This is a genomic window from Curtobacterium sp. NPDC089185 (genome assembly GCF_040685235.1).
GTDB lineage: Bacteria > Actinomycetota > Actinomycetes > Actinomycetales > Microbacteriaceae > Curtobacterium > Curtobacterium citri.
Map to the genome: position 1 here is coordinate 45,198 of NZ_JBFBHK010000002.1, position 15,375 is coordinate 60,572.

Genomic DNA, 15,375 nt, shown 5'->3' on the forward strand with positions numbered 1-15,375 from the left:
GTCCGTTGGGTGTCTGCTGGTCGGTGTCAGAAGTCGTACTGCTCGCCGACCGGGATCGGCACGGCGACGGTGTTGCCCGGGGGTGCGAGGGGGCACGCCCACGCCGGGTCGTACGCGCACGACGGGTTGTACGCGAAGTTGAAGTCGAGGACGAGCTCGTCGTCGTCGCCGCCGAGGTCCGCACCCTTGATCGTGTCGAGCAGGTAGCGCCCGCCGCCGTACGTGCCACGAGCCCTGCCGGCGCTGGCGTCCTTCACCGGCACGAAGATCCCGCCCGCGTACCCGCCGTGCGACCAGACGTCGAGCGTGCCGATGCCCGGCAGCCGGACGACGCCGAGCCGGTCGAAGTGCACGATCCCGTCGGTGCCGGTCTCGACGTCCATCGCCTGCGGTTCCGCGTCCTCGATCCGGGCGCGGAAGCGCCACTCCGGGTCGTAGTCGGGCACGGGCAGCGCCTCGAAGTCGCGCGCGTCCTCGTCGAGCAGCGGACTGGCCGGGTGCTCGCCGAACATCGCGTCGCGGGTCTCGCGCCACATCGCGTGGGCGGTCTCGGGGTCCGACGTGGCGCGCACGCGGCGGTACAGGTCGAACGTCATCCGCCGCCAGTCCACGGTGGCGAGCGTGCTGTGCACGCGCTCCCGGGTCCTCGGCTCCTGCGTCTGGCTCACACGGCGAGCGTACGCCCGGCTCCTCCGGACCCGCCAGCGACCGGCCGCGGTCCGTGGACGGAGCCGGCCGTGTCAGTCGCGGCCGAGGACCCTGCCGAGCAGCCGTCCCACCGCGCTCCGTCGCTTCGTCCAACCGGCGCGGGCGAGGACGTCGTCGACCGGCCCGGTCACGTCGCTCGACCGGAACGAGAAGGCGGTGTTCTCCCCGTCCCAGTTCTTCTGCACCACACTCGTCGTGTACTCCCCGCTGTCGTCGAGGAGCGTGACGCGGTAGCGCCACTCGGCCTTGCCCCAGGCGAGCTGGGCGCCCTGGAGCCGGTGGCGCCAGACCGCGACGATCCGGTCGTCGTCCTTCCGGACCTCGAAGGGGTGGGACCCGTCGTTCAGGGCGAGGAGCGCCTGCTCGACCTCGGGGGCGGGGCGGTGCGGGGGAACGGTCGTCACGGGTGCAGCCTAGGGACGGGGTGCCCGTTCGTGCCCCTCACCCGCGGAGGGCCTGACCGCCGGACGTCCTCGGGTGACCCGGCGCTGCAGGAGCGGGAGCGCCAGGACGCCCGCGACGACGAGGACGGCGACGACCACCGCGGGCCGGTCGACCTCGGGAGTCGAGTAGTTCGACCACGGGACGCCCAGCGCGGCCTGCACGACCGGTCCCGTCACGGCCGTGACCCCTCCGGGCAGCAGGGTCGCGAGCGACGCCCGCCGGCTGAGCGCGTGTCCCGGTCGGGAGGCCCGCATGACGACGGCCCCGACGGTCGCCGCGACCGCGAGGCCGCCCCAGAGCCAGGAAGCTCCCGACATCCGCCACCCGTCGTGCGCCGCCCACTCCTGCACGAGCAACACTGTGCGGTCCCACGCGTCCGACGGTCTGCCGTACCGCGACACCACGGGTAGCGGCCACCCGATCACCGCGAGGACGCCCGTGAGCGTCGCGACGGCGCCGAGGCCCCACGCGACCGGACGCCGGAGGTCGGCGGGCTCGACGTCGTACGACCCGATGCTCGGCACGCGCGGCAAGGACTAGCGCCAGGACGGGGCGAGTCGGCGCATCCGCAGGGCACGCCACTGCCAGATGACCCACATGCCGGGCCAGAGCGCGGCGCCGAGCGCAGCGGGACGCATCCGGTAGGACAGTCGGTCGAGCAGCAGGGTCCTGCCGTCGCCGAGGTCAACGGTGGCCATCCGGTGCCGCATCGTCATGCGACCGAACAGGCCGGAGACACCGCCGCCGTTGTCGCGCTGCACCGGGACCCCCTCCACCTCGTACAGGTCGAGGTCGACGTGCGTGTCACCGCTCGGCACGATGCCGAAGGCGTCCGCCGTGATCGGGTGCGGGACGCCCGGCGTCCACCGATCGGGCAGGCCCTCGGGGGAGCGTGACCGGTAGACGAGGAACGGCTTCGTGACGGCGACCATCACCGACGGCGAGAGCAGGGCGTCGCGGACGGCGTCGACGGGGGCGTCGAGGACGATGCGGAGACCGACGTGCATGTCCCGGACGGTACCCCGGGGCACCCGGGTGCCGCTGCCCGTGCGGGGGACGGGGCGGTGCAGCCGAGCCGGGCGGTTCAGGCGTGCCGGGCTGCGCGACGTCGGGACCCCTCGGCCCGGTCGCGCGTGCGCAGCCGCTCGGTCAGTGCCAGCCGCACGGTGGGCCACTCGGCGGCGGTGATCGAGAAGACGACCGTGTCGCGGAGGGTGCCGTCGCGACCGATCGAGTGGCTGCGGAGGACACCGTCCTGCTTCGCGCCGAGGGACGCGATGGCCGCGCGCGACTGGTGGTTGTGCCAGTGCGTGCGGAACTCGACCGCGATGCACTGCCACGTGTCGAAGGCGTGCGAGAGCATGAGCAGCTTCGCCTCGGTGTTGATGCCGGTCCGCTGGGCTGCTCGGGCGAGGAACGTGTGCCCGATCTCGACGCGGCGGTTCGTGGTGTCGACGTTCATGAAGGTCGTCGACCCGACCACGCGACCCGTCGGACGGTCACGGACGGCGAAGGGCAGCATCCGACCGGCGGCGTGCTCGCCGAGCCGGCGCTCGATCTCGTCGTCGACCGCGTCGGGCGCGGGCACCGAGGTGTACCAGGTGCGCCAGAGGTCGCCGTCCGTCACCGCCGCGCGCAGGTCGTCCGCGTGCTCGGCGGCCAGGGGCTCGAGCGTGACACGGTCGCCGGTCAGGGTGGGGACGGTGGCGATCTCCATGGTCCTCGATCCTACGGTCGCGGCACCGGCCGGACCGCCCGTCGACGCCCACCTGTGAGGACGGACAGGGCACGTGCCCGGTTATCGTGGTCGGGTGGCAGCAGGCACCCAGGGGAAGTACCAGGTCCGGTTCGCGTGGGGCGTCGGCGGCGCCGGGCGGATCGCCCGCGACGCCCACCTCGTCGTCTGGGTCGACGTGCTCCCGGTGCCGGGCCGTGACGCCTCCCGCGGGACCGACGGCACCGCGCGGGCGCGGGCTGCGGCAGCGCTGCTGCCGGACGGTCCGGAGGTCGTGCTCGGCCACCTCGGCAACGCGACGGCGGTGGCGGGACGGGTGACGCGCCTCCAGGCCGAGCGGGGCGACCGGTGCGTCGTCGCGGTCGTGGCCGCGGGGCGGTCGACGGGCGGCGGAGCCGACGTGGCGGACGACGCCGGTGAGCCGACGGACACCGCCGAGGTGCCGGAGAGCACGGTGGAGGACCTGCTCGCGGCCGGCGCGGTCGTCGACGCCCTGGTCGCCGCCGGCATCGACCACACCTCGCCCGAGGCGGCGGTGGCCTGCGCGGCGTACACGGGGCTGCGCCGCGCGGTGCGGCACCTGGTCAGTGCCGCCGAGGGGGCGTCGGACCTCGACCCCGAGACGGTGCGCGGGGCGCTCGCCGCGGGACCGGACCTGGTCGTCCTGCGGGAATCGAGCGCTGCGGCGTAGCGTTCCGGATCGCAGGCGTCGCCTGGACGCCGTGGATCGCAAGGAGCACGTCATGAAGGCAGTCGTCGGTGACACCGTGATCGCGGAGGCCCCGCAGGAGGACCTCATCCAGATCGAGGGCAACTGGTACTTCCCGCCGTCGAGCGTGAAGCCGGAGTTCTTCTCGGAGAGCGACACGCAGTACCACTGCCCGTGGAAGGGCGACACGCAGTACTACACCGTCACGGTCGACGGCCAGCCGCTGCCGGACCGCGCGTGGTCGTACCCGACCCCGATCCCGTCGTCGTTCGACCGCGTGGGCAAGGACTACTCGGGCTACTACGCCTTCTGGAAGGACGTCCGGGTCGTCGACTGACACCCGGCAGGCCGACCCGGCCGGCGGGCGGCGGCATCCGGACGGGCGCCGTCAGCCGGCCAGGGTCAGCACCACGAGGGCCACGTTGAGCGCGACGATCACCGATGCGATGACCCCCGCGACGACGCGGGTGGGCACGGCGTTGACGTCGGTGCCCATGATGCTGCGACGGGACGTGTAGACCACCAGCGGCACGATCGCGAAGGCGATCCCGAAGCTCAGCACGACCTGGCTCAGCACCAGGAGCATCGTCGGGTCGACCCCGAGGGCGAGCAGGGCCACCGCGGGCAGGAGCGTCACGACCCGCCGCGCGACGACCGGGACGCGCACGTGCAGCAGCCCGTGCATGATCTCCGCGCCCGCCATGCAGCCGACCGAGGTCGAGGCGAGTCCGGACGCGAGCAGGCCGACCGCGAAGAGGACGCCGACGACCGGGCCGACGTTCGCCTCGATCGCCCGCTGTGCGCCGGGGATGGTGTCCGTCCCCGCGACCCCGGGCAGCGTCGCCGCGGCGAGCACGAGCATGCACACGTTCACCCCGCCGGCGACGACGAGGGCGAGTCCGACGTCCCACCGCGTCGCGACGAGGACCCGTCGGCGCTCCGGACCCGCGGGCACGTCGCCGTGCCGGTCGCGCGCGAGTGCCGAGTGCAGGTAGACCGCGTGCGGCATGACCGTCGCGCCGAGCATCGACGCGGCGAGCAGGACCGACTGCGAGCCCTCGAAGCGGGGGACGAGGCCGCTGACGAGCTCGCCGGGGGACACCTGTGCGAAGAGGAGCCCGGCGCAGAACCCGACGGTCAGGATGGCGAGCATCGTCGTGACGACGGCCTCGAACGTGCGGGTGCCGCGTCGGCTGTGCAGCAGCAGGATCGCCATCGACACCACGCCGGTCAGGACGCCGCCGGCGACGAGCGGCAGTCCGAACAGCAGGTGCAGCGCGAGTGCGCCACCGATCACCTCGGCGACGTCGGTGGCCGCGGCGACCACCTCGGCCTGCGCCCAGAAGAGCAGCCGGGGCGTGCGCCGCATGCGGAGCCCGAGGTGCTCCGGCAGTGACCGGCCGGTGACGACGCCGAGCTTGGCCGAGAGGTACTGCACCACGACCGCGCTCGCGTTCGCCGCGACGAGCACCCAGAGCAGCAGGTAGCCGTACTGCGCACCGGCGGTCAGGTTCGCGGCAACGTTACCGGGGTCGACGTAGGCGATCGCGGCGACGAACGCGGGACCGAGCAGGGTGAGGCCGGCCGCTCGGCGCCGGGGACCGCCGGGCTCGCGGTCCGGCGCCGTGTGCGGGCGACCGGAGCGGGGTCGGCGGCTGGCTGCGGTGTCGGTCACCCGCCCAGCATGCCAGAGGATTCGGCGGACCGAATCCTCGGTTTCGGAACCTGCGCGCATGCCTCCCCGACAGGTGCCGCCCAGACGGGGGCTACCTGACGCACCCTCGCCTCCAGTTGGATCGGAGGGTCCGCGCGGCCGGTGAACCGCCGCGGGACGACAGCCGGGGGACCGGTACCAGGAAGGTGACCGAGGCATGGATGCATCGCGACGACCGGGGGACGAGCTCGTCCACCCGGAGGCCCAGACCATCGACCCGACACCCATGCCGAGGTTCGGCTGGACCCGGGTCGCGATGGCGCTCCGCCCGCTGTGGGAGACCCACGGCGAGGTGCTGCGCGTCGAGATCGCCGGGCACGGGCCGCTCGTGATCGACGTCGCCTCGGACTCCTACTGGTGGTCCACCCCGCTCGGCGACCTGCCGATCGACCCCGAGGACGTGCGCGTCGGCCGTGAGGACCGTGACGTCGAGGCCGCCGTCGACCTCGGACCGGGCAACGAGCTGCACGGCCTGCTCTGGCACATCGGGCTGCACTCCTTCCCGGGCGAGCTGGCCTGGTGGCTGCAGCGCGACGACCGCTACCGCCTGCAGCGGTGGCCGAACTTCACCACGCTGGCGCACACCCCCGACCACGTGCGGATGACCTCGCTCCTCGGGTACGCCGCCCTGACGGTCGACGAGCTCGCCGAGCAGGCGAACGTCGCGCCCGCCGAGGCCCGCCGCCTCATCAACGCCTTCAGCCTCATGCGCATCCTCCGTTCGCAGACGCCCGACATCACCCTCGCGCGCCCGGCCTTCGACCGGCCGGTGCCGACCGCGGCGCCCGTGCAGCAGCGGAGCGGCCTCTTCCGTCGCCTGCTCGACCGGCTGGCCCGCTGATGGCCGAGCACGTCATCCTGTTCGCCGGCCCGATGGGTGCCGGCAAGACGACCGCGATCGAGGCGCTCAGCGAGGTGCCCGTCGTCCGGACCGAGGCGGCGAACACCGACCGCGAGACCGCCGACAAGGCGACGACCACGGTCGCGCTCGACTACGGCGAGATCACGGTCGGCGACTCCGACAAGGTGCGGCTGTACGGCATCCCGGGGCAGCGACGCTTCGACTTCATGTGGCAGATCCTCAAGGAGCGCGCCCGCGGACTCGTCGTGCTCGTCAACGCCGACGCCCCCGACCCGGTCGCCAGCATGCTCGAGTACCTCGACGAGTTCAGCGACCTGCACGACCGCGGTGGCGTGGTCGTCGGGGTGACCCGCTCGGACGTCGTCGACGGCCCCGGCCCCGGGGTGTTCTCCGACGCCCTGCAGGCCGCGCACCCCGAGATGCTCGTCCCCGTGTTCACGGTCGACCCGCGCCAGACGGACCAGATGACGACGGTCCTGCTGACCCTCGTCGCCAACATCGAGATGCGTGCGGCGATGACCGCCGCCCAGGAAGTGCACTGATGACCCTCGCCCCGCACCTGGACCCCGTCGTCGTCGGACTCGGCAGCGCCGAACTCGCGGCGCTCCGGTCCTCGTCGAGCTCGATGCTCACCGCGTCGCTCCTGACCGACGACGGCTTCGAGGTCGTCCGCGTCGCCGAGGGTGCCGCCGGTACCACCGACGGCGCGCGGTTCGCCAGCATGGCGAGCTCGATCCAGGCGCTGAGCGAGGCCGTCGCCCGCGAGCTGCCGATGGGCACGGGCGAGTACGTCATCATCGCGGCCGACCGCGGGCACCTGGTGCAGATGCGCATCCCCGGCTCGACCATCGTGCTCGCCGCGCTCTTCGACACGGACGAGATGCTCGGCAAGGCCCTCACCGTGTCCCGGCGCTCCGCAGCCCGCCTCGGCGAGCAGCTGGCCGCGCACGCCGCAGCCGGTGCCCGCGCGGCTGCCGTCGCCGGCCTGGTCTGACCCGCACCGCAGCCGCACCACACCCGGACCACGGCAGACCGCACCCGGGTCTCCCGTCCCGCCGGGGCTCAGCCCCGGCGACCCCTGCCCGTACACCCGACACACCGGACAACCCGAGAAGGAACCCCAGATGGCAACCCTGCACGACTCCCTCAACGACCTGCTGACCGTCGACGGCGCGATGGCCGCCGCCGTCGTCGACAGCGGCTCCGGCATGCTGCTCGGCGGCGCCGGCAGCGGCATCGACCTGGAGCTCGCGGCCGCGGGCAACACCGAGGTCGTCCGCGCGAAGCTGAAGACCGCCCGGTCCCTCGGCCTCGCCGACTCGATCGACGACATCCTCATCACGCTGTCGTCGCAGTTCCACATCATCCGCCCGCTGGCCTCGCACCCCGAGGTCTTCATCTACTACGTGCTGGACCGCGCGAAGGCGAACCTCGCCCTGGCCCGCATGAAGGCGAAGTCGGTCGAGTCCGACCTGGCCTTCTGACCCGCAGCCGGTCGCGAGCGCGACCGGACACACGAGGGGTTCCGCGACCGCGGGGCCCCTCGTCGCGTCCGGCGGGCTCCAGCGTCCGGGCAGTCGTGGGCGTCGTCGGCGCCCGAGCGGTCCCCGCGGCTCCGCTCAGGCCGCAGCGCGACGGGCACGGTGCGCGCGGACCTTCGCCCGGTTGCCGCACCGCTGCATGGAGCACCACCGACGGGTCCCGCCGCGCGACGAGTCGTAGAACACGAGGCCGCAGTCGTCGGCCGAGCAGCGGCTCAAGCGGGTGGGCTGACCGTCCGCGGCGAGGTCGTCGAACCCCACCTCCGTGAACAACGCCACGGCGTCGCGGGCCACGCTCGACAGCGCCTGCGCCAGCCGGACGCGGTTCGCCCCGGCGCGGCGGCGACCGCCGGGCAGCGCCGGCGGGACGTCCGGCAGCGCGGCGAACAGGTTCACGGTGTCGATGTCGTCCGGTGCCGGACGGGTCCGACCGGTGCCGGCGCGGAGTCCGGCGGCGACCGCGGTGCGCGCGGCCGGGTCCGTCGAGGCCGCGGGTGCCGGCGCCGCCGCCACCGCCAGCCGACCGATCGCGGCGCGGAGTGCCCGGGCGTCCTGCAGCTCGCGGGCCGTCGCACCGAGGTCGATGGGCTCGGTGTGGTCGCCGAGCCACTCGTCCAGGTCGGCGGGGGTCACCAGCAGCTCACCGAGGCGGGCCCGCGGGCGGCGTGCGTCGGGGTCGTCCGCGAAGCCGCCGGTGTGGGCGAAGTCGAGCGCGATCCGGCCGGCGTCGAAGAACCACGACGACCCGCTGTCGGTCCGGATGTGCTGCCCCGTGTGCATCCGTCCAGGCTAACGGCTCTCCGGCGCGCCTCCCGGTCGAGCGGCATCCGTGCGGTATCAGCGGCAGCACCGAGCGGTATCCGTGCGGTGTCGGCAGCCGCACCGTGCGGTTCCCGCCGGCACGACGGCACCCGACGCGGCGGCTCAGGCCGTCGCCGCTCCCCGCCGCTGCCACGTGATGAGGTTGCGCCCGTCGAACCGCCGAGAGCACCGGGCGCACGCCAACGGCCGCGTGGGCGTTCGGTAGCGGACGTGCTCGTGCCCGGCCGGACAGGTGCCGACCCACGGCGCGAGCTCGGACGCGATCGGGCCGTCGTACAGCCGGGACCCGGTGTACCCGATCGCCGCCGCCGTCCGCCGCCACACCGGTCCGTGCCCGGCGCGGGGTCCGGCCAGGGCGTGGGCGACCTCGTGCAGCAGGACCTGCTCGACGTCGTCCGCCGACACCCGGGCCGCGATGTACCGGCTCACCGTGACGCGCCGGCGGGCGAAGTCGCACTGGCCGGCGCGGGTCTTGGCGTGGTCGAACGCGAAGGTCCAGTCACCCGGTCCGAGGTGCACCGCCAGCAGCTCCTCGGCGCGCTCGCGGACGTGCTCGAGCGCGGTGACCGCCGCGGGACGGGCGGTCACCGACCGTCGGCGTCCGGGTCGTCGCGCGGCGCCTGGCCCTTCTGCGCGGCCTTGGCAGCGATGCGCCCCCAGAGCTGGTCGGCCTCGGTGCGTGCCGCGTCCGGTGCGCCGAGCACACGACGGCGGACCGGCGGGTCCTGCTGCACGGGTTCTGCCGCGCGCGCGGACGGTGCGTCGTCCTCGGCTCGGCGTGCCGCGACGTCCCGGGCGCTGCGGGGCCGGTCGTCGGCTGCCTTCGGCTGGGCGACCGAGGCCCGGAGCGCGGCCTCGACCGCGGTGCGGAGCGCCTCGGTGCGCTCCGACGGGGCGCCGGCCTGGCGGAAGGCCTGGTACGCCCGCGAGAGCGCGGAGCGGGCCTCCTCGAAGCGGGAGAGCTCGAACAGCGACCAGCCCTCGAGCTCGGCGGCGGCGCCCTCGAGCTCCGGCCACTCCTCGGTCCGCGCGGTGTCGCGGGCCATCGCGGCCTCGGTGGCGGCGCGCTCGTGTCGGCCGAGGTCGTGCAGCACGTGCGCACGACGGATGCGGGCCGCGACCTTGTCCGACCGCTCGCCGGTGAACATCGTCAGGCGGAAGACCTCCTCCGCGACCACGAGCGACTCGTCGAGTCGGCCGAGCAGTCGGAGCAGCTCCGCACGTTCGGCCAGGGCGTCCGTGCTCCGGCTCTGGCCGAGGTCACGGAGGCGCTGCTGCACGGCGTCGGCGTCGACCGCCGGCCGCAGGCTGATCGGCGCGAAGGTGCTCCCCGGGCTCACGCCCGCGGTGACGGGCGCCGAGCCGGCCGGTGCGGCGTGACGGGGTTCCCGGGCGCGGTCGGCGCGGTCGGGCTGCTGGCTGTCGTCGGGCGGGAGGGACATCGGTTCGAGGGTAACCGCGTGCTCCCGTGAGCGGGCGGTGCCACGCGCACGGGGGGCACGAGAACGGATCGACGGCCCGCCCCGCTGCTGCGGGACGGGCCGTCGGGGACGCGTGTGCGGACGCTCAGTTCGCGCCGTTCACCGCCGCTGCGGCGGCGACGCCGATGTACGTGCCGAAGGTCGCGATGGTGGCGACCACCGCGAGGACGATCGCGAAGACGCCCCAGCCACGGCCGCGGTTCACCACGGCGGCGATGATGCCCTGCACGAGCGCCCAGAGGCCGAGGATCGCGGCGATGCCGACGACGACGAGGCCGCCGCCGAGCTGGCCCATCACGGCGGGGTCGCTCATCAGCTGCTGCTGGAGCTGCTGCTGCTGTTCCACCGAGCCGTTGCTGCCGTTGCGGGCGATCTCACCGAGGACGTTGCTGCTGGCGAGGGCGGTGCCCATCAGGTACCCGCCGACGACGCCGAGGACGAGCGAGGCGAGCCCGAGGACGAAGGCCACGACGCCGACGGTCTTCTTCTTGCGCTTCGGTTCCTCGGCCTGGTGCCACGACGGGCCCCCGGCGCTGGCGGGGGCGGACGACGCCGCGTACGGCTGGTGCGAGCCCTGGTGCTCACCCCAGGTCGGGGAGTCCGCCCGACGGTCGTCCTGCTGCCCGTACTGCTGCTGCCCGTACTGCTGCTGGTCCTGCTGCCCGTAGCGCGGCGGCTGCTGCTGCTGGTCGCGCTCGCCGTACCGCGGCTGCTGCTGGTCGCGCTCGCCGTACCGCGGCTGCTGCTGGTCGCGCTCGCCGTACCGCGGCTGCTGCTGGTCGTACTCGCCGTAGCGCGGCCGGTCCTGGTCCGAGCCGCTCCGGTCGGCGTCCGACCGGTCGTGGTCCTGGGGACGGCCCCAGACCGGCGCGTCGCCGCCGCCCGTCCGGTCGTCGTTGCTCCGGTCGTCGTTCGTCATCAGGGGGCTCCCTTGCTCGGTCGCGCTGCTGCGCGGTCGTCGCCCCATCCTGGCAGCCGACCGCCGGGAACGTTCAGGTGCGGCGGGCGGGTGCGGTGACCGCCGTCGGACGGGAGGCGCGGCGCACGACCGCCCCGTGCCTCCCGTCCGGTGGGCGGTCGCGTCGCGACCGCGCGGTCAGCCGCCGAACACGCTGCGGTTCGGCTCCGGCGACGCGACCGCCGTCTGGTCCGTCACGATCGGCGCCCCGGCCGTGAACGCCCGCAGCTCCTGGCCGTGCACGACCTTGGCGGGCATCGGGTCGGACGAGTACCGCCGGGGCATGTCCGCCAGCGGCAGGTCGGCCTTCGACCCGAGCAGCACGATGTTGCCGAAGCGCCGCCCCTTGAGCATCCCGGTGTCGGCGACGGCGGCGACCGAGGGCAGCACGGCCTGGAGCGTCGCGGCCTGTCCCCGCGCGAAGGCGAGGCCCGCACCGTCGGCGACGTTCACCGCGACGATCCCGGTGGGGGAGAGGAACTCGGCGACGCTCCGGTAGAACTCGACGCTCGTCACGTGTGCGGGGATCTGCGAGCCGCCGAAGACGTCGACGACCGCCAGGTCGACCGTCCCGCGGAGGCCGGCGGGCAGCTTGCCGAGCACCTCGCGGGCGTCGCCGTACCGCACCCGGATCGACGCGCCGCGGGGGAACGGCAGGACCTCGCGGACGTGCTCGACCAGGTCGCGTTCGAGCTCGACCACCTGCTGCCGCGAGCCCGGGCGGGTGACCGCGACGTAGCGGGGCAGCGTCAGGGCACCGGCGCCGAGGTGCAGTGCCGTGACCGGCCCCTCCGGCAGCAGGTCGATCGCGTGCCCGATCCGCCGGATGTACTCGAAGGCCAGGTGCGTGGGGTCCTCGAGGTCGACGTGCGACTGCGGCGTCCCGTCCACGACGAGCGTGAACGAGCCCGGTCGGTGCCGGTCCGGCTCCACCGACGCCCAGCCCGCACCGATCCGGAACCCGTCGAACGCATCAGCCATGCCCCCATGGAACACCACCGTCGATCCCCACCCGGACCACCACCCGTGGGTGGTGTGCCCGTCGCGGTCCGCTCGCGAGGCTGGTTCCACCGGTCGGGGACCCCCGCCGGACCCCGCTCCCGGAAGGCACACCATGACCGCCCAGCTGCTCGCGAACACCGTCGTCGGCATCGTCCTCGTCGGCTTCCTGGCGTACCGTCAGGCCACCTGGCGCTCCCTCGACCCCGCACGGGTCTGGCGGACGCCGATCGTGCTCGGCGTGGTCGGGGTGGTCGTGCTCGCGCAGTCCGTCGCCGTGGTGACCACGCTCGATGTCCTCCTGCTCGGCGTCGAGGCCCTGGTCTCCGCCGCCGCCGGACTGGCGATGGGCGCGATGACCCGCTTCCGCACCGCCCCGACGCCGGACGACCACGGCCGGACGCTGCAGGCGCGCACGGGCTGGGCCGGAGCCGGGCTCTGGGTCCTCGTCGTCGTCGTCCGCATCGGGCTCGACGTCGTCGGCGGGCACCTCGGCGCGCACCTGCTCACGTCGACGGGGGCGGTCCTGCTCGTCCTGGCGCTGAACCGGGCCGCCCGCGCCCTCGTCGTCGACCAGCGGATCCCGCACACCGCGCGCGGCATGATGGTCCGGTGACCACCGGCCCGCACGAGTCCACCGCCGTGCGCGCCGAGCCCGGGCAGGACCGCTCCGGCTCGGCGCTCGCCCCGGTGCTCAACCTCCTCGGCATCGCCGTCGTGACGTACTGGGTCGTCCGGACCGCGCTCGCCGGGGACGCACCCGCGTGGGTGTGGGTCCTGGAGACCGTGGCGCTCGCCGCGTGGGCGCTGCGGGTCGCCGCCCGCTCCGAGCGCGTGCGGCTCGTCGCGACCTGGGGCATGGTCCTCGCCGGGTCGGCCGTCGTCGTGCCGTCGGGCGCGGTGGTCGTCGCCGTGCCGATCGTGGCCGTCGTGGCCCTCGGTGCGAGTCGGTCCCGCCCGGTGTGGGACGGACCGGTCGCCGCCACCGTCGCGCTCGTGGTGGTCGCGGCCACCGCCGCCGTCGCGGACGCACCCGTCGGCACCGTGCTCGGCGCCGGCGCCGGGTTGCTCCTCGCCGCCGTGGTCGGGTTCAGCCGCCGGCAGGCCCGGATCGTCGAGGAGCGCACGCGCCGTGCCGATGCCGAGCGGCAGCGCGCCGAGCTCCTGGCGGACCGGTCGCGCACCGCCCGCGAGGTCCACGACGTGCTCGCCCACTCCCTCGGCGGCCTCGTGCTCCAGCTCGACGCCGTGGAGGCCCTGCTCGAGGCCGGCCGCGTCGACGAGGCCACCCGGCGCACGGGCGACGCGCGGGCCCTCGCCGCCAGCGGTCTCGCCGAGGCACGGCGGGCCGTGCACGCCCTGCGCGAGGACACCGTCCCCGCGGCACCCGAGCAGTCGACGGACCTCGCCAGCCTGGTCGCCGCCCACCGCTCGTTCGGCGGGACCGTCACGACGCGTGGGGACACGGCGCTGACCGCCGTCGACGCGGCCCACCGGCACGTCGTGGTCGCGGCCGCCCGGGAGGCACTGAGCAACGCCCGCCGGCACGCCCCCGGCCGTCCCGTGGTGCTGTCCGTCGACCGGGACGGTCCCGCCGTGCGGGTGACGGTGTCGAACGCCCTCGACGGCTCCGGCGCGGCTCCCGACGAGACGGACGGTGCCGCCGCCGACGGGCACGGTCTCGCCGGGATGCGGGAGCGGTTCGCGGAGCTCGGCGACGGTTCATCGGTCGAGGCCGGGCCGGTCGACGGCTCGTTCGTCGTCGCGATGCGGGTCCCGGCGGTGACCGGGTGACGATCCGCGTGCTCGTGGTGGACGACCAGGCCATCGTCCGGGACGGCCTGGTGACGGTGCTCTCGCTCGTGCCCGACCTCGAGGTCGTCGGCGAGGCGACCGACGGCGCCGAGGCGGTCGCGATGGTCGCGGCCGACCCGCCGGACGTCGTGCTCATGGACCTGCGCATGCCGGGTACGGACGGCCCGACCGCGACGGCGGCGATCACGGCCGCGCACCCCGGGGTCGCGGTGCTCGTCCTCACCACCTACGCCGACGACGAGTCGATCGTCGGGGCGCTCCGGGCGGGCGCCCGCGGGTACCTGACCAAGGACGCCGGCCGGGCCGAGCTCGCCACGGCCGTCCGTGCGGTCGCCACGGGCCAGGCGACCTTCGACGCCGGCGTCGGGGCCCGGCTCGTCGCGCGGCTGGCCGGGGGAGGGCACGCGGCGACACCGTCGGACGAGGGCCGCCGGACCGGACTACGCGACCGGTTCCCCGCGCTCACCCCGCGCGAGGCCGACGTCCTCGAGCGCATCGCCGACGGCCGGACGAACCCGGAGATCGCCGCGGAGCTGTTCCTGACGGTGCCGACCGTGAAGTCGTACGTCAACCAGGTCTTCGCGAAGCTCGGTGTGCGGACCCGTGCCGAGGCCGTGGCCCTCGTCCTCCGCTGACCACCACCCGGTGGCACCACCCGGCGACACCACCCAGCCGGCGTCGAGGATCGTCACGTACCGTTCACCCGGTCGTCACCCGACAGGTGTCGAGTACTCCGCCCGGCAGCGCCGGACGCAGGAGCTCCGCACCCGTCGTCGTGACCACGGCGCGGCCCCGACCGGCCGCCGATCGGCACCCTCCCCACACGGGTGCCGCACGGCACGGTCCCGCCCCGCCGACGGCGCGCGTCCCGGTGCGCCGCCCCGTGCGACGGCGCACCGCCCCCACGCGTGCGCCCGGACCCCACCCTGCGCGGCACGCGGACCGGATCCACCCCTGGAGTCCCCGTGACCGACACCGTCAGCGTGCCCACGCACCGCCTCGTCGACCCGACCCGACCCGACCGGGCAACCCGCGCCTCCCGGCCGCTGCCCGTCGACGCGTCCCGTCCCCGGCATCCCGCGCCGACCAGCGACGGCGAGACGGCGCCCGCGTGGATGCGGCTGCTCGGCGCGACCCTCCTGCTCGCAGGCTTCGTGCTCACGGCGGCCGTCCTCGGCTGGCCGGGGGACGCGCCCGAGGTCGCCCTGCTGGTGCCGGGCGTCGTCGCGCTCGTCGCCGGGGCGCTGCTGCTGCTCGCCCGGTCGCGGATCGCGGTGACCGAGACCGACGTCGTCCTGGGCTTCCGGCCGCTGCCCGCGCGCCGCATCGCCCGCCGTCGCATCGCCGAGGTGACCGTCGTCGAGGCCGACGCGCGGACCTACGGCGGTATCGGGCTCCGGCTGCACCGCGGGGTCCGGGCGCTCATCCTGACGCCCGGTCGCGGCGTGCGCATCACGGACGACCGCGGGCGCGTGACCTTCGTGCGGGCCGAGCACCCGGAGCGTCTGGTGCTCGCCCTGGCCGCCTGAGCATCGGCATCCGCGGCACCCCGTGTCGCCCTCCGCAGGGTGGTCGGTGTGCTTATAC

At 74.8% G+C, this 15,375-nt stretch carries 21 protein-coding genes; 10 read left to right on the forward strand and 11 right to left on the reverse strand.

Going from position 1 to position 15,375, the window contains the following annotated elements; all coding sequences use genetic code 11:
- Positions 1-26: 26 nt before the first annotated feature.
- From AB0N84_RS02085 to AB0N84_RS02105, 5 genes are all read right to left on the reverse strand, one after another.
- Positions 27-596: a DUF1684 domain-containing protein gene (locus tag AB0N84_RS02085; protein ID WP_363543758.1), complete on the reverse strand. Its 570-nt coding sequence runs from the start codon at positions 594-596 to the stop codon at positions 27-29.
- A gap of 144 nt (positions 597-740) precedes the next feature.
- Positions 741-1,112 carry a hypothetical protein gene (locus AB0N84_RS02090; RefSeq protein ID WP_182045358.1) on the reverse strand — a complete coding sequence of 124 codons (372 nt, stop codon included), beginning with the start codon at positions 1,110-1,112 and terminating at the stop codon, positions 741-743.
- 9 nt (positions 1,113-1,121) lie between these two features.
- A complete protein-coding gene (locus tag AB0N84_RS02095; RefSeq protein WP_363543462.1) occupies positions 1,122-1,676 on the reverse strand; it encodes a hypothetical protein in 555 nt (184 codons plus the stop codon).
- A 12-nt stretch (positions 1,677-1,688) separates the two neighbouring features.
- The gene (locus tag AB0N84_RS02100; RefSeq protein ID WP_182045360.1) at positions 1,689-2,159 is read right to left on the reverse strand and encodes a hypothetical protein; all 471 of its coding nucleotides are present in this window, start codon (positions 2,157-2,159) and stop codon (positions 1,689-1,691) included.
- Between the two features lie 77 nt (positions 2,160-2,236).
- Positions 2,237-2,869, reverse strand: a complete 633-nt coding sequence (locus tag AB0N84_RS02105; protein WP_363543464.1) for a GNAT family protein — start codon at positions 2,867-2,869, stop codon at positions 2,237-2,239.
- 94 nt (positions 2,870-2,963) lie between these two features.
- Here AB0N84_RS02105 and AB0N84_RS02110 point away from each other — a divergent pair, with 94 nt between their 5' ends.
- Positions 2,964-3,578, forward strand: coding sequence for a hypothetical protein (locus tag AB0N84_RS02110; RefSeq protein ID WP_363543466.1), 615 nt, complete (start codon positions 2,964-2,966; stop codon positions 3,576-3,578).
- 52 nt (positions 3,579-3,630) lie between these two features.
- Positions 3,631-3,933, forward strand: a complete 303-nt coding sequence (locus tag AB0N84_RS02115) for a DUF427 domain-containing protein (RefSeq protein WP_058742825.1) — start codon at positions 3,631-3,633, stop codon at positions 3,931-3,933.
- Between the two features lie 51 nt (positions 3,934-3,984).
- Here AB0N84_RS02115 and AB0N84_RS02120 read toward each other — a convergent pair whose 3' ends face one another.
- Positions 3,985-5,271, reverse strand: a complete 1,287-nt coding sequence (locus tag AB0N84_RS02120) for an Nramp family divalent metal transporter (protein ID WP_363543469.1) — start codon at positions 5,269-5,271, stop codon at positions 3,985-3,987.
- Positions 5,272-5,467: 196 nt separating this feature from the next.
- Here AB0N84_RS02120 and AB0N84_RS02125 point away from each other — a divergent pair, with 196 nt between their 5' ends.
- The 4 genes from AB0N84_RS02125 to AB0N84_RS02140 all read left to right on the forward strand — a co-directional run bounded on the left by AB0N84_RS02125 (position 5,468) and on the right by AB0N84_RS02140 (position 7,656).
- Complete coding sequence (locus AB0N84_RS02125) at positions 5,468-6,151, forward strand: hypothetical protein (RefSeq protein WP_182045364.1); 684 nt, start codon at positions 5,468-5,470, stop codon at positions 6,149-6,151.
- Positions 6,151-6,714, forward strand: coding sequence for an ATP/GTP-binding protein (locus AB0N84_RS02130; RefSeq protein WP_289458005.1), 564 nt, complete (start codon positions 6,151-6,153; stop codon positions 6,712-6,714). The genes AB0N84_RS02125 and AB0N84_RS02130 overlap by 1 nt, the downstream gene beginning before the upstream one ends.
- On the forward strand, positions 6,714-7,166 hold the full coding sequence (locus AB0N84_RS02135) for a roadblock/LC7 domain-containing protein (protein WP_069712779.1): 453 nt from the start codon (positions 6,714-6,716) through the stop codon (positions 7,164-7,166). Before AB0N84_RS02130 ends, AB0N84_RS02135 begins: the two co-directional genes overlap by 1 nt.
- Positions 7,167-7,296: 130 nt before the next feature.
- Positions 7,297-7,656 carry a hypothetical protein gene (locus AB0N84_RS02140; RefSeq protein WP_069712780.1) on the forward strand — a complete coding sequence of 120 codons (360 nt, stop codon included), beginning with the start codon at positions 7,297-7,299 and terminating at the stop codon, positions 7,654-7,656.
- Between the two features lie 135 nt (positions 7,657-7,791).
- Here AB0N84_RS02140 and AB0N84_RS02145 read toward each other — a convergent pair whose 3' ends face one another.
- The 5 genes from AB0N84_RS02145 to AB0N84_RS02165 form a co-directional block, all read right to left on the reverse strand.
- Entirely contained in the window at positions 7,792-8,493 is a 702-nt protein-coding gene (locus AB0N84_RS02145) for a CGNR zinc finger domain-containing protein (RefSeq protein WP_182045366.1), read from the reverse strand.
- A 144-nt stretch (positions 8,494-8,637) separates the two neighbouring features.
- Positions 8,638-9,123, reverse strand: coding sequence for a SprT-like domain-containing protein (locus AB0N84_RS02150; RefSeq protein WP_363543473.1), 486 nt, complete (start codon positions 9,121-9,123; stop codon positions 8,638-8,640).
- Positions 9,120-9,977 carry a hypothetical protein gene (locus AB0N84_RS02155; RefSeq protein ID WP_182045368.1) on the reverse strand — a complete coding sequence of 286 codons (858 nt, stop codon included), beginning with the start codon at positions 9,975-9,977 and terminating at the stop codon, positions 9,120-9,122. Before AB0N84_RS02155 ends, AB0N84_RS02150 begins: the two co-directional genes overlap by 4 nt.
- Before the next feature lie 124 nt (positions 9,978-10,101).
- The gene (locus AB0N84_RS02160) at positions 10,102-10,935 is read right to left on the reverse strand and encodes a hypothetical protein (protein WP_363543475.1); all 834 of its coding nucleotides are present in this window, start codon (positions 10,933-10,935) and stop codon (positions 10,102-10,104) included.
- A gap of 177 nt (positions 10,936-11,112) precedes the next feature.
- Entirely contained in the window at positions 11,113-11,955 is an 843-nt protein-coding gene (locus tag AB0N84_RS02165; RefSeq protein WP_182045370.1) for a fused MFS/spermidine synthase, read from the reverse strand.
- Positions 11,956-12,088: 133 nt separating this feature from the next.
- Here AB0N84_RS02165 and AB0N84_RS02170 point away from each other — a divergent pair, with 133 nt between their 5' ends.
- The 4 genes from AB0N84_RS02170 (at position 12,089) to AB0N84_RS02185 (ending at position 15,317) form a co-directional block, all read left to right on the forward strand.
- On the forward strand, positions 12,089-12,589 hold the full coding sequence (locus AB0N84_RS02170) for a hypothetical protein (RefSeq protein WP_182045371.1): 501 nt from the start codon (positions 12,089-12,091) through the stop codon (positions 12,587-12,589).
- Entirely contained in the window at positions 12,586-13,767 is a 1,182-nt protein-coding gene (locus tag AB0N84_RS02175; RefSeq protein WP_363543478.1) for a histidine kinase, read from the forward strand. Before AB0N84_RS02170 ends, AB0N84_RS02175 begins: the two co-directional genes overlap by 4 nt.
- Entirely contained in the window at positions 13,764-14,423 is a 660-nt protein-coding gene (locus AB0N84_RS02180; protein WP_182045373.1) for a response regulator transcription factor, read from the forward strand. The genes AB0N84_RS02175 and AB0N84_RS02180 overlap by 4 nt, the downstream gene beginning before the upstream one ends.
- 330 nt (positions 14,424-14,753) lie before the next feature.
- Positions 14,754-15,317 (forward strand): hypothetical protein, encoded by a 564-nt coding sequence (locus AB0N84_RS02185; RefSeq protein ID WP_289457999.1) that lies wholly within the window; start codon positions 14,754-14,756, stop codon positions 15,315-15,317.
- Positions 15,318-15,375 lie beyond the last annotated feature (58 nt).

Coding starts and splice junctions, on each gene's coding strand:
- AB0N84_RS02085 (WP_363543758.1), bottom strand. CDS start 596: ATGACGTTCGACCTGTACCGCCGCGTGCGCGCCACGTCGGACCCCGAG.
- AB0N84_RS02100 (WP_182045360.1), bottom strand. CDS start 2,159: ATGCACGTCGGTCTCCGCATCGTCCTCGACGCCCCCGTCGACGCCGTC.
- AB0N84_RS02105 (WP_363543464.1), bottom strand. CDS start 2,869: ATGGAGATCGCCACCGTCCCCACCCTGACCGGCGACCGTGTCACGCTC.
- AB0N84_RS02115 (WP_058742825.1), top strand. CDS start 3,631: ATGAAGGCAGTCGTCGGTGACACCGTGATCGCGGAGGCCCCGCAGGAG.
- AB0N84_RS02125 (WP_182045364.1), top strand. CDS start 5,468: ATGGATGCATCGCGACGACCGGGGGACGAGCTCGTCCACCCGGAGGCC.
- AB0N84_RS02130 (WP_289458005.1), top strand. CDS start 6,151: ATGGCCGAGCACGTCATCCTGTTCGCCGGCCCGATGGGTGCCGGCAAG.
- AB0N84_RS02135 (WP_069712779.1), top strand. CDS start 6,714: ATGACCCTCGCCCCGCACCTGGACCCCGTCGTCGTCGGACTCGGCAGC.
- AB0N84_RS02140 (WP_069712780.1), top strand. CDS start 7,297: ATGGCAACCCTGCACGACTCCCTCAACGACCTGCTGACCGTCGACGGC.
- AB0N84_RS02145 (WP_182045366.1), bottom strand. CDS start 8,493: ATGCACACGGGGCAGCACATCCGGACCGACAGCGGGTCGTCGTGGTTC.
- AB0N84_RS02155 (WP_182045368.1), bottom strand. CDS start 9,977: ATGTCCCTCCCGCCCGACGACAGCCAGCAGCCCGACCGCGCCGACCGC.
- AB0N84_RS02160 (WP_363543475.1), bottom strand. CDS start 10,935: ATGACGAACGACGACCGGAGCAACGACGACCGGACGGGCGGCGGCGAC.
- AB0N84_RS02165 (WP_182045370.1), bottom strand. CDS start 11,955: ATGGCTGATGCGTTCGACGGGTTCCGGATCGGTGCGGGCTGGGCGTCG.
- AB0N84_RS02170 (WP_182045371.1), top strand. CDS start 12,089: ATGACCGCCCAGCTGCTCGCGAACACCGTCGTCGGCATCGTCCTCGTC.